Genomic DNA, 15,265 nt, shown 5'->3' on the forward strand with positions numbered 1-15,265 from the left:
CGCAGGTCAGGCGTGACCGCTCACCAGTCGTGCATGGAGCCGTCTTCCAGGCGCGCAATCGGCAGATAGGCGCGCTTATAGGGATACTTGGCGGCCAGCGCCTCGTCGATATCCACGCCCAGGCCCGGCGCTTCGCCTGGATGCAGCATGCCGTCGGCGAAGCTGTAGGCGTGCGGGAACACCGCATCCGTTTCTGCCGTATGCCGCATGTATTCCTGGATGCCAAAATTAGGGATCGACAGGTCGAAGTGCAGGGCCGCGCCCATGCACACCGGCGACAGGTCCGTGGCTCCGTGACAGCCGGTCCGCACATTGTGGATCGCCGCGAAACTGGCCAGCTTGCGCAGGTGGGTGATCCCGCCCGCGTGGACGATCGTCGCCCGGATATAGTCGATCAGCTGTTCTTCGATCAGCTGCTTGCAGTCCCAGATCGAGTTGAAAATCTCGCCCACGGCCAGCGGCGTGGTGGTGTGCTGGCGGATCAGGCGGAAGTTGGCCTGGTTCTCGGCCGGCGTAGCGTCCTCCATCCAGAACGGACGATAGGGCTCCAGGTCCTTGCCCAGCCGGCCGGCCTCGATGGGCGTCAGGCGGTGATGCACGTCGTGCAGCAGGTGAACGTCCCAACCCAGCCGCTCCCGCGCCGCCTCGAACAGGCCAGGCACGGTGCGCAGGTACTTCTCGGTTGACCAAAGGCTTTCGCTCGGCAGGTCGCTGTCGGCCGGCTCGTAGAAGAACTTGTCCTTGGAGACCCCATAGGTCCCCTTCAGTCCCGGGACGCCCGACTGCAGGCGGATGGCCTTGTAGCCTTCGGCGGCATAGACTGCGGCGTTGTCGAGGGTCTCCTCCACCGTCTGGCCGTTGGCGTGGCCATAGACCATCACCCCGGTCCGGCAGGCCCCGCCCAGCAGCTGGTACAGGGGCAGGCCCGCGACCTTTCCCTTGATATCCCACAGGGCCATGTCCACCGCGGCGATGGCCGACATGGTCACAGGCCCCCGGCGCCAATAGGCCCCGCGATACAGGAACTGCCAGATGTCCTCGATCTGATGGGCGTCACGCCCGATCAGACAGGGGATCACGTGCTCGGTCAGATAGGCCGCCACGGCCAGCTCGCGCCCGTTCAGGGTCGCGTCGCCGACGCCATGCACGCCGTCTGACGTGATGATCTTCAAGGTTACGAAGTTGCGGCCGGGGCAGGTCACGATGACCTTGGCGGCGATGATCTTCAACATTGGGCGCTTCCCTTATTGGTACCGGTATCGTTTTCGCCGCGCAGGTTGTCAACCTAGAGGTCTGACCAATAAGCTCATAGTGTCTCGACCTCCGCCGCCCAAGGCTGTAGGGAGGTGGCAATGACGCCCGCCAAGGGCGCTTAGGGTTGGAAAGGTTCTCCATGGGCGTACCGACGTTTTTGCGCGGTCTGATCATCCTATTCGCCGCTGTGCTCTGCGCGCCGGCCGCCTATGCCGAGGATGGCTACGACCTCTGGCTCCGCTATCGCCCCGTGGAGGCGCAGGCCCAGGCGCGATACCAGCCGCTCGCGACGGCCTTGGTCGCCGGAACGCCGTCGCCAACCCTCGACGCCGCCCAGGCTGAACTGACGCGGGGTCTGGCCGGCCTGCTCGGCGCGACGCCGCCCGTCGCCTCAGCCGTTCGCGAGGGCGCGGTGGTGTTCGGCACGCCGAAGTCCTCGGCCGTCGTCGCCGGCCTGAAGCTGCCGCTGGAGAAGGCGGGACCCGAGGGCTACCTGATCCGCAGCGTTCGCATCGACGGCGCCCGCGCCACGGTGATTGCCGCCAATTCCGACATCGGCGTCCTCTATGGCGCCTTCGCCTATCTGCGCTTGATCCAGACCCGCCAGCCGATCGACGCGCTCGACATAGCCTCCGCGCCCAAAGTGGCGCTGCGCATGCTGAACCACTGGGACAATCTCGATCGCACGGTCGAGCGCGGCTATTCGGGCCAGTCGATCTGGGACTGGCACAAGCTGCCGGACTGGAAGGACCCTCGCTACACGGACTACGCCCGCGCCAACGCCTCGCTCGGGATCAACGCTACGACCCTCAACAACGTCAACGCCAACGCGCTCAGCTTGACGCCCATGTACCTGGAGAAGGCCGCGGCTCTGGCCGACGTCTTCCGGCCCTATGGGATCAAGGTCTATCTGACCGCCCGCTTCAGCGCCCCGATCGAGATCGGCGGCCTCAAGACCGCCGACCCGCTCGATCCTCAGGTTCGCGCCTGGTGGAAAGCCAAGGCCGACGAGATCTACCGCTACATCCCCGACTTCGGCGGCTTCACCGTCAAGGCCAACTCCGAAGGCCAGCCCGGTCCCCAGGACTACAAGCGCACCCATGCCGACGGCGCCAACATGATGGCCGAGGTCCTGGCCCCTCACGGCGGCGAAGTGATCTGGCGGGCCTTCGTCTATTCGCACGAACAGCCCGACGATCGCGCCAAGCAGGCCTATGACGAGTTCGTCCCTCTGGACGGCAAGTTCGCCTCCAACGTCATCGTCCAGGTCAAGAACGGCGCCATCGACTTCCAGCCGCGCGAGCCCTTCCACCCGCTGTTCGGCGCGACGCCCAAGACGCCGCTGGCCATGGAATTCCAGATCACCAAGGAATACCTCGGCTTCGCCACGCACCTGGCCTACCTGGGCACGATGTACGAAGAGACCCTGACCGCCGACACCTGGCGTCGGGGCAAGGGCTCGACCGTCGCCAAGGTCATCGACGGCTCGCTGTTCGGCCAGAAGCGCACAGGCATGGTCGGCGTCGCCAACATCGGCACGGACCGCAACTGGTCGGGCTCGGACTTCGACCAGGCCAACTGGTACGTCTTCGGCCGCATGGCCTGGGACCCCTATCTGTCGGCTCGCGACATCGCGGACGAATGGGCCCGCCAGACCTTCTCCAACGACGCCGCCTTCCTCAAGCCGACCGTCGACATGATGATGGGATCGCGCGAGGCGGTGGTCGACTACATGACCCCGCTCGGCCTGCATCACCTGATGGCCCGCAGCCACCACTACGGCCCGGGTCCCTGGGTCGCCGGCGGCGAGCGCGCCGACTGGACCTCGGTCTATTATCACCGCGCCGACAAGGGCGGGATCGGCTTCGACCGCACCCCCACGGGCAGTGGCGCCACCCGCCAGTACGCGCCTCAGGTCGCCGCCGTGTTCGAGGACCTCAAGCGCATCGACGAGAAGGACCTGCTCTGGTTCCACCACCTGCCGTGGGACTATCGCGCCCGCTCCGGCCGCACCCTGTGGGACGAACTGGTGGTCCGCTACACGGGCGGCGTCGCCGACGTCACCGCCATGCGCAACACCTGGGCAGGCCTGACGCCCTATGTGGACTCCGAGCGCCACGCCCAGGTTGGCGCCTTCTTGGCCATCCAGGAGAAGGAGGCCCAGTGGTGGCGCGACGCCTCCATCGCCTACTTCCAGACCTTCTCCGAACGCCCCCTGCCGGCCGGCTACGCCCCGCCGCCCAAGCCACTGTCCTACTACGAGGCCCTGAGCTTCCCGGAGGCGCCGGGGATTTGATGATGGGGAGAAGCGCGTACTTATCCGCCCCCGTTTCACCTCCCGTACTCTTGCCCTCGTCTCCGCCACGTGGAAGGGCGCGCGGCCAGCGCTGTTGCTGTGGCGGGGATGCGGTCGAGCGGGGCGAGGCGTGAGGGGGTTACTCACGCGGTCCGGGGACTCCCACGCTGGGGGAGCCCGCCCGTCGGAGGCTTTGCCGGCTAAGCGCTAAGAGCGCTGCCTACCGGCAGCTCCCGGATAATGACCGCGCGGAGCGGACGGGCCGACGTCGAACCGGCACACTCCAAAACACATCGCCTGACGCAGATCAGGCCGCTCCGCCGCCCTTCCAACCTTGCGGGATTTCCCGTGGGGGTGCGCAACCGTGCGTGCTTTGAGACGCGCTTACGCGCTCCTCAGCATGACGTGCCTTGTTGCTCTACTGAATCCGTCATCCTGAGGAGGCCGAAGGCCGTCTCGAAGGACGCAAAGGGCTAACCAAACCCGCCTCCCTAGGCCTTGTGCCTAGGGTCCCTGTGTCCGCTTCCTCCTCGCCAGCGGTGGGTCAACGCCCTGCCCGCTGAACGAGGGACCCCAGGCACAGGGCCTGGGGAGGCGAAGCTAAAAGGCTCAGGATGACGAACTCAGAAGCCCTCCCTCTCCCATCAAGAGAGAGGGGGGTGCCGGCCACCAGTCCAGCCTCACGACCCACCATCCGGAGCCGGCGGATCGAAGCGGAAGGGCAGTTTGAAGCTGTACCCGACGCGATCCTTCTCGGCGGCCATGTCCACCTTAAAGAGGCGGCTCAGCGCCAGGGCGGCGGCGTCGAGTTCCGGCGTCACGGACTCGGCGATCAAGCAATCGACGCCGCCGTTCGCGGCGATGGTGCAGGCCAGGACCACACGGCCTTGTCCGGCAGCAGGCTGCAGCCGCGCCCAGTCGGCGGGGGCCGGGCGGTTGAGCCAGGCGACCGGCCGGGTTGCGCCTGCGTCGCCGGCCACCGTCGTGGACGTGGACGAAACCACCTGCACGACCTGCCAGCCATAGGGGTCCTTTTCGTTGGCCTTGACCCGGAGGATCTGACTGGAGCCGTCGGCCTTGCGAAGTTCGCCCAGACCGTCGGGATAGGGGAGGGAATAAAGCTTCCACAGGCTGAAATGATTGGAGATTTCGCCCAGCCAGCGGCCGCCGTCGGCGAACTCGATCAGGCCCACGCCCTTGGGCGCGCAATAGGCGCCGGACTGTCCGCGATAGGCGCTGACCGGATGCTTGGACTTTTTGCTTCGCTTGACGACGATGCCGACCGAATTGCCCGAAAAAGCGGTGCAGCTGAAATTGATGCCGGCGCGATTGCCCTTAGCGTCAAGGACGGCGTTGGCTTCCGGAGTCCAAGCCGTCTGTTCATAGGTCTCGCGCCACTGGCGGATCTGCAGCTCTTCAAGGGATTGCGAGACCGCCGCTGTCGGAAACGTCAGACCAGCCGCGAGCATGGCGGCGAAACGTGCCCGCAGGGCCGATATCCGGGCGTCAGTCATCGTTCTTGTCCACGAGGATGTAGATATTCTTGGCGTTGGCGATGAGGTGGTCCGACCAGCCCGTGCATCCGCCCTGCGGCACCCGGATGGTGGCGTGGGTGCGGTCCGGATAGGTGGCTGTCAGGCGCATGCCGCCCTCCCATGCGCCGGAGCCGGCGTCGCAGAAGCGGGCTTTGTAATACATCCGATCGGCGATGGTGCTGGAGGCGACTGTGAAGCTGACCGAGATGCCCTGAGCGTTCTGGGTATTGCTGTTGTCGCCGACCTTCCATCCGTAATTGTTGGTGAAGGTCAGAATCGTGGGCCCCGCGCCTGACCGTGGTTTGCTGGACGACGCCGACCCGCCGGGCGCCGAAGACGAGATTGAAGACCCGCCGATCGAGCTCGCCGCCTGCCGTTGCTGAAGCTGAGCCTGCGCCAGGGCGGCCTGCTGACGTTCGCGGGCCGCTCTCAGGCTGTCGGCTCGGGCCTGCGCGGCGCGGGCCGCTTCCTGCCGTGCGATCTCGGCGCGGCGGGCGGCGTCGGCGTTCTGCTGGTTGCGTGCCGCGTTCTGCTGGGCCGCCTCCGCATTGCGCTGGGCCTGCTGACGGTTCAGTTCGGCCTGACGGGCGCGATACTGCGCCTCGATATTGCGCCTCATGGCGTCGGTCTCGGCGCGCTGGTTCTGCATATCGACGGCGGCGCTGGCGAACTTGCCCTGCAGCTCCTGCATGGCCTGATAGATCGGGTTCACGCCAGAGCCGGAGTCTTCGTCTTCCTCCTCTTGGGCCCGGGCCATCTGACGTTCGTAATCCCGCTGGGCCTGATAGGCTTGCTCCTGGGCGCGAGCCCGTTCGGCGTCCGCCTGCCTCTGGGCTTCGGCGCGGGCGTTGGCTTCCCGTTGGGCGGCGGCCTCGGCCAGCCTCAGTTGCCGCGCGGCCTCGGCGGCCTCGCGGCGCGCCAGCTGGATCTCGTCGGTGCGCCGGCCCTCAGCGTAGAAGCACGGCTCCTCCCCGCCGCCTTCGGCTTGAGGGGTCGCGCAAATGCCGGGGCCGTTGGGCGACTGGCCCAGAAATTCGCCCCGATAGAGGACCCGATTGCCCTCGCCCAACAGTTCAGCCTCGCCCACGGGGGCAGGGCTGGCGGCGGCGGTCAAGGCCTTGGCCCTGACGATCCGGCGCACCTCGCCATTGGGGCTCAAGCTGACCAGACGCAGAGGCATATCCGAGTTGGGCTGTTCTTCGATGAAGCTGCGGGCGTCGGGCGAGTAGACGGCGACCCGCGAGTTCTCTCCGCTCCGGCAGCCGCCGCCCCACGGGATCCACCCCGCGGGGACGACGCTGGGCGCGGGACATTCCGGCGGCAGGGACGGCGCGCGGGTCAGGGTCTCTCGGGTCGGGATGGCGTTGACCGTCAGGAGACTGCGATAGTTGGTCAACGCGCTCGGAGGAGAGACGCGATAGGTTCCGGCCGGAAAAGCCCCGTCGGCCTTGGCGAGGTCCAGATAGAGCTGGCCCTGGAAGGCCGGAGGCTGCCCCTCGGTATTACTGGAGAACAGGCTATTGACGCGGGCTCCAGAGGGGAAGGTCAGATCGCCCGCGCTGGGCTTTCTGTCCTTGAAATCCCCTCGGAATACCCGACCGTCCGGCCAGCGCATTTCGCCATTGCCCGCGCCGCTGGCGTCCAGCGAGGCCGCTCGCATGGCGCCATTGGAGAAGATCACCCGTTCGGTGGTCGAAAAGCCGAAGTCCCTAACGCCTAAACCTTTATCCGAAGCCAGGGTGGGCGACGCGACGCCCAGCACACGCATCCCGTTGGGATAGCCGGCCTCTCCGGCTCCGCTGGGCATGGGCATGTGGCTGACGGTCGTGCCGCTCACCTCGCCCAGCCAATAGCTGCCGTCGGCATAGAGGATCAGGCCCGCCACCTTGGCCGGGGCGTTGTGCGGGTGAAAGCCGCACCATTTGGCCGCGCCACGATACTCCTTGATGTGATGCGGCGGACCACTGGTGGTCATGCGGAAATCGTGCAGCGCGCCGCAAGCCTTCACCACTTTGGGCGGCATGGTGATCACGGCGCCATGGACCATGGTCTTCTGAGGCGTCCAGGCAGGATCGGTGAACCGGGCGCGCAGTTGCTCGACGGCCTGGGCCATCGCCGCGCCCTTGACCGTCTGCGGCGCGTCGGCCGGCCAAGGCGTCAGGAAGTTGCTGAGAGATGCGGAAGGGGCGGCGCCGGCGGCGCTCTGCTCGGCCTCTTCGCCCGGCGCCCTTGGCGCGGCGGCCGTGACGCTCGCTGATCGGGGCGCCGCCTGCTCCTCCTCCATGACCTGGGCGAGGACGCCCAGCGGGAGCGATACGGCCCCCACCATCGCCAGCAATCCCCACAGCCGCCTCATGTCACCCCCTTATTGAACGCCGTTCAGGGGTCATAGTGGCAAGCTTGAGCGCGGCCAATGACCCCCAGATGGGGGGTGTTGATTTAGCCGGGCAGCCGCCTCAACGGCACATCGTATCCAGGCCGGCCACGTCCCACTCTTGGACGGGAATGGACACGCCGTTGGCTCGCGCGGCGTTCTCCAGCGTGGTGGGCTCGCTCGTCTCACCCGGCTTCATGTCGGGCGCGTAGAAGGGATCGCGCGTCGCCTGCTCCAGGGTCACGAAGCGCGCCCCCTCCGAACGGTAGACCGCCAGCAGCTGTGGCATCATCCGGGCGTCCAGGGCGCCGGCATGCATCAGCAGGACGTAGGGAATCTCGCGCCCCAGCGCCGCCCTGGAGAGGCCGCGATAGTGGGTCAGGCTGGCCTTGGCGGCCGCTAGATAGCGCGCCTCCAGCGCGGCGACGGCCGCCTCGTCGCCATTGGCCACGCAGCGAGCATAGGGATCGTTCAGCGCCCAGTCGCTGAAGTCCATGGTCACCCCCGCGATGCGATAGCCGCGCTTGGCCAGCATCCGCCTAGCCTGCGCATGCTGTTCCGGGCTCTTGCCTTCGGCCAAGTACGGATAGCGCAGCCAGCGCCAGTCCTCATCGCCCATCAACCGCCGCAGCATCGGCTCGTTGCGGACGACGTCGGCCTCGAACTCCGCCACGGAATGATCGTCCAGCCGCATGTGCGACCAGGTGTGATTGGCCAGCGGCTGGCCCGCCGCCCGCCACACCGCCAGGGCGGCCGTGGAGTCCGGCTCCCGCTCGGTCTGTACGCCGTTGATGAAACCCATCGCTGGCGCCTTCGCATCAGCCAGGGCGGCGATGATCCGCGCCGTCACGCCGACCCGTGTCTCGCCAGGCGGCAGGGCCGCGTGGGCCGGCAGGTCGTCGAAGGTCATGGCGATCTCCAGCGCCTGAGCCGACCAGGCGCAGAATGAGGCGGCCAGACCCAACAGCAGCCGCCTCACCGAAACAGTCCCAGCGGCACGGCGTCGCCCATGAAGCGATAGCCCGCCAGCGACGGGTGCAGGCCGTCATTGTCCAGGTCGGCCCGCAACCGCTCGGGCCGCGCCGGGTCGCGCATGATGGCGTCAAAATCGATCACCGCGTCGAAGTTTCCGGGTGTGCGAATCCAGCGGTTCACCGCCTGGCGATCGGCCTCGTTGCGGGCGTCTGGATGGTAATAGGGCGAAGCGCCGTAGGGCAGGATCGTCGCCCCGATCATCTTCAGCCCCCGGGCTCGTCCGCGCTCCACCATCTGGCGATAGGCGCCGATCATCCGTCGCACCAGGGCGTCATGCTGCTCGGGCGTCGCCGGGGCGTCGCGAGTGAGAGTTCCCAAGTCGTTCACCCCCTCCAGAATGACCGCATACTTCACGCCGGTCTGGTTCAGCACGTCGCGGTCGAACCGCGCCAGGGCGTTGGGGCCCAGCCCGTCATTGAGTATGCGGTTGCCGCCGATGCCGTGGTTGAGAACGCTCAGATGCCGCGTGGCCGCCGAGGCCTGCAGTCGCTCCGCCAGCCGGTCGGGCCAGCGCGTATGGGTGTCGGGCGTCACGCCAAATCCGTCGGTGATCGAGTCGCCGATGATCGCAATGGCCGCCGCTTTCGGCGCCGCCAGTACGTCGATCCCGGCGATCTGGTACCAGTGCGCCACGCGCTTGGCGTCGGGCAGGTCGGCCTCGCCGACGCGCGCTCCCTTGGCCGTGAACGACGTGGTGCGCGACCCAGGATGACTGGTCTGCACCTTCGGCGCGAGGGGCAGATGATAGGTGATCGTCAGGTGCGACAGGGCTGGCATGGCCAGGTCCATCGGATCGGATGTGTACTCCGCCCCCGCCGGAATGATGAGGTCGGGTCTCCCATCGAAGGTCAGCGGCCGGTCGCTGCCAGGTTCGATGGCGGCCGAGCCCAGGGCGACGGTCCGCGCCACATGCACGGCGCTGAACGCCAAGGGCTCGGTCCCAAAGCGGTTGGACAGCCTTACCCGGAGCTTGGAGCCGCCGATCATCAGCCGCACGATCTGGCGCACCGTGGCGTCGGTCATGTCGGCGGGATCGAGGGCGTTGTGCGGCTCCGGGATCTGCTGGGCGCTGGCCCAGGCGCCGACCCATCGAGGCGCGCTCGGGGAGGCGGCGAAGCTGACCGCCGGCGCGCTTGCGAAGCCGGCGGCGGTCAGGGCGATAAGCGAGCGACGGTCGATGTTCATGACGGCTCCATTGATCCTTGGATTTGTCTCTCGCCCAAGAAAAAACGGCGCACCCGGAAAGGTGCGCCGCAAGGGGAGAGAGTAGGAGGAGGAGAGAGCGGCTAGAACTTGCCGCGGATACCGACCAGGAACGTGGTTCCCGGCTTGTAGTAAGTGAACGCGGCGTTGTCGTATTCGAAGGTGCTGCGCTGGGCCTCGTTGGTGATGTTGATCACGTCGAAGGTCACGCGCGGCGAGGTCGGCAGCCACTCGAACTCATAGGAGGCCGAGAGGTCCCACTGACCGCGTTCGTCCGTGCGCAGCTGGGCGACCGGCACGCTGTTCTGGTTCGGGCCCGAGGAGATCTGAGCGTCGTTCCAGACATAGGACAGGCGGATCGACGCCGGCCCACGCTCGTAGTAGCCCGTGACGTTGTAGGTCCAGGGCGAGATGCCCACGGCCACGGCGGGGGCGCCGGTGCCGCGACCGCGCTGCTCGATCTTGGTGAGGTTGGCGGTGAAGCCCGCGCCATTGAGCAGGAAGTCCAGCGGCTGGACCCAGGTCACTTCCGCGCCGTCGATCGTCAGGATGCCGTTGGCGTTGATCTGCTGCGTCACGGTGACCGTGGCGGCGTCGGGGCCGCCGCGGTTGGTGATCGCCTGCTGCTGCAGCTGGGTCAGCTGGTCATAGGGAACGCCGAGCTGGTTGAAGGGGATCGTGGTGTTCCCCTGCACCGTGAAGCCGGTGATTTCCTTGGTGAACAGCGCGACGCCGATATAGCCCTCGCCGCCGGTGTAATACTCGCCGCCGATGTCGAAGTTGTTCGAGATATACGGCTGTATCGCCGGATTGCCCTGGGTGGCGTTCTGCGCCGAAGGATCGCTGAACACCGTGCCCGGCAGCATGGCGCTGGGGTTGGCGCGGGTGAGGGTCCGTGACGCCGCGAAACGCAGGTTGATGTTGTCGCGCACGGCCCAGACCGCGTTGAACGCCGGCAGGAAGCCGTCGTAGTCGGTCTCGCTGGACAGGAACGACAGCACGCCGTTCACGGTCTGCGGCCCTTCGATCAGCTGGTTGGTATCGTAATAGCGGACGCCGGCGTTGAAGCGCAGGTCGCGTTCCAGCACCTGGGTCGTGCCGTTGACCTCGATGTAGGCGCCCTTGGTCTTTTCGCCGACTTCACCCGACGCGGCGCCCGTCGCGGCCGAGGCCGTGAAGGGAGCGGCGCCGTTGTAGGCGTCGAACTGCGCCGTATCCAGGATGCGACGGTCGAAGGTGATGAAGTTCGTAGGGCCGGGGACGATGAAGCCGGCCAGGGCCGACTGCGGGATCAGCGACCCGGCCGCGCCGTTGCAGGGCAGAGCCGGGGTCGGCAGGGCCCCGGTGGGCGTGATGCCGCCGCCGCCGCAAACCGCCTGTTGCCAGCGTGCGCTGTTGTCGAGGGCGGTGATGGTCCGGCCGATGTCGTCATAGGAGACGCCAGCGCGGATGTTCATGCCCAGTTCGTCGCCGATGGTCAGGTCGAAGCGGGCGCCCTTGCCCGACGTCACGCGCTTTTCGTTCTGGATGTTCGTGCGGCCGCCGGCCCACATCCAGCCCGCGTTCGGATCGTTCAGGTTCAGGGCGCTCTTGATCGACGGATACTGGCCGCCGGTGTTGTCGTACTCCACCGTCGTGAAGGGCGAGTTGATCAGGATGGTGGGCGCTTCGCGGAAGAACACGCTGCGGCTCAGATTGGCCTGGCCGTCCAGGCGCAGCCAGTCGTTGATCTTCCAGGTGCCGCCGGGATTAAAGTTATAGAACTCCACCTCTTCGTCGTACGGGCGATACTCGAGGAAGAACTGCGAGTTGAGGAAGGTGCCCTTGGTGGCGACGTTGTTGCTGTCCACCTGCACGCCGACGGGAATCATGCCGTTCGAGTTACGAACGATCCAGTTCATGTCGATGCGTTCGAACTCCCGGTTCGCCTTCCCGTAGAGGGTGTCGAAATAGAAGTTCAGATCGTCATTGGGCCGCCATTCCAGGGACAGCAGGGCGGAGTCGCGATCACGCTTGCCCTCGCTGACCATGTCACGGCCCAGGCGCGGGATCAGCGCGTCGCTGAGCTGGACCAGGGTCGTGCCCGGGTTCAGGCCGGCCAGGGTCGAGGTGGTGATCGCTGAGCCTGGAACCAGACCATTGCTGGTCACGCCGGCCGGCACCGTGGTGGCGAAGTTGAAGCCGTTGCCGCCGTTGGTGTTGCACCCCGGGCAGGCGAGGTTGGCGTTGCTCCAGCCGATGGTCTCGAAGCCCTCGGTGCGGCTCTTGGAGCGCACCAGGGCCACGCCGGCCAGGACGCCGACCTCGCCGATGCCGGTCTCCCAGGTGTCGCTGACGATCAGCGAGCCGCGCGGGCTGAACTTCTCGGCGATGTCGTTGTAGCCGCCTTGGAAGGAGTAGGTGATCTGACGATCATTGTAGTCGAACGGACGCGCGCTGCGCATGTTGACCACGCCGGCGACGCCGCCTTCAACCGTGCTGGCGACGGGCGTCTTGTTCACATCCAGGCGGGTGAACAGTTCAGTGGGGAACAGGTCGAGGTCGACTTCCCGGTTCTGGTTCTGCGAGTCGGTGCGGCCCGAGGAGGCGACGGCGATCTGCGAGCCGTTCAACAGCACCTTGGTGAAGTTGGTCCCCAGACCGCGGACCGAGATGTTCAGGCCTTCGCCGTTGATCTCGCGGGTCAGCTGAACGCCAGGAACCCGGTTCAGGGATTCAGCCAGGTTCAGGTCGGGGAACTTGCCGATGTCCTCGGCGAAAATGGAGTCGCTGAAGCCGACCGATTCGCGCTTGGCGTTAGTCGAGCTGATCAGAGAGCCGCGGAAGCCGGTGACCACGACCTCCTCGACCGTCGCGTCGTCCGCCGGCGCGGTCTGTGCGAAAGCGACGGAGGTCAGACCCCCGCTGAGGAAGGTGGCGCCCAGCAAAGCCGCCTTGGCGCGCGCAATTATCCTGCGGTTTGAAATACGCATGTTTCGTCCCCTTGTGCGCGCTCTGAGGCGCTTCTTGTTTATGCGGGCCGGCCCGAAGCCTTGGTTTCCCTGCGCTTCCGCTCGCCACACCAAGGCCTCTGCAAGCCCTCGGTAATGGTACCGGTCACATCAAAATCGGTACTAGGTCAGGTCTCGGATGTCAAGTTGGTCTAACAGTGTGCAATCCAGTGGTCAGACCATAGGGCTTGCGGTTCCGTTCGCTTCGTGGTTCTGGTCTGATCAAGAAGTCTTCCGAAAGGTCCGCCTTGCGCGTCCCGCCCAGGAAGCGAGAAAAGCGGGGAGGGGCCGGCGATCGTCGGCGCCTTCGAGTCGGAGGAACACGTGCAGCAGAAGGTAGCCCGTCGACAGGGAGGCGGATCGACCATCCGCGACGTCGCGCGCCAGGCGGGCGTCTCCCCGATGACGGTCTCGCGCGTGATCAATGGCGAAAAGAGCGTCCGCGATTCAACGCGTGAGACGGTGACCGCCGCGATCCGCGATCTGAACTACGCGCCCAATCCCGCGGCCCGCAGTCTGGCCAGCGCCGAGCTCGTACGGATCGGCCTGCTCTACAGCAACCCATCCGCCGCCTATCTCAGCGAGTTCCTCGTGGGCGGGATGGAGCAGACCAGCCGCAGCGGCGCCCTGCTCATCATTGAACGCTGTGAAGAAGGCGGCGAGGCGGAAGCGGCGGCAAAGCTCGTGGCCATGGGCGTCGATGGCGTGATCCTTCCGCCGCCGCTCTGTGACTCCGAGGCGGTGCTGACCACCCTGGCCAAGGCGCGCACTCCGGCGGTGTCTGTCGCGACCGGCCGTCCGGCGGCCTCGACCTCAGCTGTACGCATCGATGACATGCACGCCGCCGAAGCCATGACCCAACACCTGATCGATCTGGGTCACCGGCGCATCGGCTTCATCAAGGGGCACCCCAACCAGACCGCCAGCGCCCAGCGCTACGAGGGCTATCTCACCGCGCTGGCCCGCGCCGGGCTGTCGGCTGACATGGCGCTGGTGACGCAGGGCTACTTCACCTATCGCTCAGGCCTGGAAGCGGCGGATCAGTTGCTCGGCTTGCCGTCGCCGCCCACCGCGATCTTCGCCAGCAACGATGACATGGCGGCCGCCACTGTGGCCGTGGCCCATCGGCTTGGCCTGGACGTGCCCCGCGACCTGACGGTCTGCGGTTTCGACGATACCGCGCTCGCCACCACCATCTGGCCCGAACTGACCACCATCCGCCAACCCATCGCCGATATGTCGCGCGAGGCGGTGACCGTGTTGATCGAGGACATCCGCGCGCGCCGTTCAGGCGAAGCGCCCGAGCGCCGTCGTACCCTGCACGACTTCGTCCTCATCCGTCGCCAGTCCGACGGTCCTCCCAGGGCATGACGTGATGACGCCTTTCCTCCAGGGGACGAAACCCTCTAAAATTGATACCGGTACCAGAGCGCCGAGGCCGTTTTCATGACCGCACCTATTCTAAGCTGCCTGCCGTCGGATCTGTCGGCGGCCCTGCTCGTCGGCCGCGTCCAGCTCCCCGAAGGCCCAACTCCGGTGATGATCGTGGAAGGCCGTCTTCGTGACGTCTCCGCTGCGGCGCCCACGGTCGCCGACCTGCTCGCTGGCTGGACAGGCGCGGCGCCTTCCGGTCGGGACCTTGGGCCGGTCGAAGAGTTCGATTTTACCGCCCACACCCTGCTGGCCCCTGTCGATCTGCAATGCGTCAAGGCCGCCGGCGTCACCTTCGCCGTCTCGGCCGTGGAGCGGGTGATCGAGGAACGCGCCCGCGGCGACGCCAGCGCGGCGCAAGCCATCCGCGATGCGCTAAGCGAGCGGGTCGGCGCGGACCTGCGCTCGGTCGTCCCCGGCTCCGACGGCGCCGCCAAGCTGAAGGCGGCCCTGATCGCCGACGGCCTGTGGTCGCAGTATCTGGAAGTGGCGATCGGGCCGGACGCCGAAATCTTCACCAAGGCCCCGGTGCTGTCGGCGGTCGGTCACGGCGCCAAGGTCGGGGTTCGCTCGGATTCGGCCTGGAACAATCCAGAGCCGGAAGTCGTGGTCGTGGTGGATCCCAAGGGGCGCATCCTGGGCGCCATGCTCGGCAACGACGTGAACCTGCGCGATTTCGAGGGCCGCAGCGCCCTATTGCTGGGCAAGGCCAAGGACAACAACGCAGCCTGCGCGCTGGGCCCTTTCATCCGTCTGTTCGACGACGGCTTTACCCTAGACAACGTCCGCGCCGCCCAGGTCGATCTGACGATCACCGGCCCCGAGGGCTACACCCTGACCGGCCGCAGTTTCATGGATCAGATCAGCCGCGATCCCGCCGAACTGGTCCGCCAGGCCATGAGCGAGCATCACTATCCCGACGGCTTCGCCCTGTTTCTTGGCACCCTTTTCGCGCCCACCCAGGATCGCGACGCGCCGGGCAAGGGCTTCACCCACAAGGTCGGCGACGTGGTCCGAATCTCCAGCCCGTTGCTCGGCGTGCTGGAGAATGAGGTGACGACATCCAAGGATGCGCCTGCCTGGACTTTCGGGGTCAGCGCCCTGATGCGAAACTTGGCCGGCCGCGGCCTGCTGAAAGCTTGAGATC

General features: G+C 66.7%; 9 protein-coding genes. 3 read left to right on the forward strand and 6 right to left on the reverse strand.

Going from position 1 to position 15,265, the window contains the following annotated elements; all coding sequences use genetic code 11:
- Positions 1 to 20 precede the first annotated feature (20 nt).
- Positions 21 to 1,232, reverse strand: coding sequence for a D-mannonate dehydratase ManD (gene manD, locus O5K31_RS02050; RefSeq protein WP_269715472.1), 1,212 nt, complete (start codon positions 1,230 to 1,232; stop codon positions 21 to 23).
- A gap of 161 nt (positions 1,233 to 1,393) precedes the next feature.
- On the opposite strand from manD, the gene O5K31_RS02055 reads away from it, so the two are divergent.
- Positions 1,394 to 3,550: an alpha-glucuronidase family glycosyl hydrolase gene (locus O5K31_RS02055; RefSeq protein WP_269715473.1), complete on the forward strand. Its 2,157-nt coding sequence runs from the start codon at positions 1,394 to 1,396 to the stop codon at positions 3,548 to 3,550.
- 680 nt (positions 3,551 to 4,230) lie between these two features.
- Here O5K31_RS02055 and O5K31_RS02060 read toward each other — a convergent pair.
- The 5 genes from O5K31_RS02060 to O5K31_RS02080 form a co-directional block, all read right to left on the reverse strand.
- Positions 4,231 to 5,064 (reverse strand): energy transducer TonB family protein, encoded by an 834-nt coding sequence (locus O5K31_RS02060; RefSeq protein WP_269715474.1) that lies wholly within the window; start codon positions 5,062 to 5,064, stop codon positions 4,231 to 4,233.
- The gene (locus tag O5K31_RS02065; protein WP_269715475.1) at positions 5,057 to 7,441 is read right to left on the reverse strand and encodes a hypothetical protein; all 2,385 of its coding nucleotides are present in this window, start codon (positions 7,439 to 7,441) and stop codon (positions 5,057 to 5,059) included. The genes O5K31_RS02060 and O5K31_RS02065 overlap by 8 nt, the downstream gene beginning before the upstream one ends.
- A 100-nt stretch (positions 7,442 to 7,541) precedes the next feature.
- Entirely contained in the window at positions 7,542 to 8,438 is an 897-nt protein-coding gene (locus O5K31_RS02070; RefSeq protein WP_332367264.1) for a polysaccharide deacetylase family protein, read from the reverse strand.
- Positions 8,435 to 9,679, reverse strand: coding sequence for an SGNH/GDSL hydrolase family protein (locus O5K31_RS02075; RefSeq protein ID WP_269715476.1), 1,245 nt, complete (start codon positions 9,677 to 9,679; stop codon positions 8,435 to 8,437). Before O5K31_RS02075 ends, O5K31_RS02070 begins: the two co-directional genes overlap by 4 nt.
- A gap of 101 nt (positions 9,680 to 9,780) precedes the next feature.
- Complete coding sequence (locus O5K31_RS02080; protein ID WP_269715477.1) at positions 9,781 to 12,669, reverse strand: TonB-dependent receptor; 2,889 nt, start codon at positions 12,667 to 12,669, stop codon at positions 9,781 to 9,783.
- A gap of 342 nt (positions 12,670 to 13,011) precedes the next feature.
- Between O5K31_RS02080 and O5K31_RS02085 the strand changes: the two genes are divergently transcribed.
- Positions 13,012 to 14,058 (forward strand): LacI family DNA-binding transcriptional regulator, encoded by a 1,047-nt coding sequence (locus O5K31_RS02085; RefSeq protein WP_269715478.1) that lies wholly within the window; start codon positions 13,012 to 13,014, stop codon positions 14,056 to 14,058.
- Between the two features lie 75 nt (positions 14,059 to 14,133).
- A complete protein-coding gene (locus tag O5K31_RS02090; RefSeq protein WP_269715479.1) occupies positions 14,134 to 15,261 on the forward strand; it encodes a fumarylacetoacetate hydrolase family protein in 1,128 nt (375 codons plus the stop codon).
- The last annotated feature ends 4 nt before the right edge of the window (positions 15,262 to 15,265 follow it).

Origin of the sequence: Caulobacter sp. NIBR2454 (genome assembly GCF_027474405.1) — a bacterium.
Lineage (GTDB): Bacteria > Pseudomonadota > Alphaproteobacteria > Caulobacterales > Caulobacteraceae > Caulobacter.

Coding starts and splice junctions, on each gene's coding strand:
- manD (WP_269715472.1), bottom strand. CDS start 1,232: ATGTTGAAGATCATCGCCGCCAAGGTCATCGTGACCTGCCCCGGCCGC.
- O5K31_RS02055 (WP_269715473.1), top strand. CDS start 1,394: ATGGGCGTACCGACGTTTTTGCGCGGTCTGATCATCCTATTCGCCGCT.
- O5K31_RS02060 (WP_269715474.1), bottom strand. CDS start 5,064: ATGACTGACGCCCGGATATCGGCCCTGCGGGCACGTTTCGCCGCCATG.
- O5K31_RS02065 (WP_269715475.1), bottom strand. CDS start 7,441: ATGAGGCGGCTGTGGGGATTGCTGGCGATGGTGGGGGCCGTATCGCTC.
- O5K31_RS02075 (WP_269715476.1), bottom strand. CDS start 9,679: ATGAACATCGACCGTCGCTCGCTTATCGCCCTGACCGCCGCCGGCTTC.
- O5K31_RS02080 (WP_269715477.1), bottom strand. CDS start 12,669: ATGCGTATTTCAAACCGCAGGATAATTGCGCGCGCCAAGGCGGCTTTG.
- O5K31_RS02090 (WP_269715479.1), top strand. CDS start 14,134: ATGACCGCACCTATTCTAAGCTGCCTGCCGTCGGATCTGTCGGCGGCC.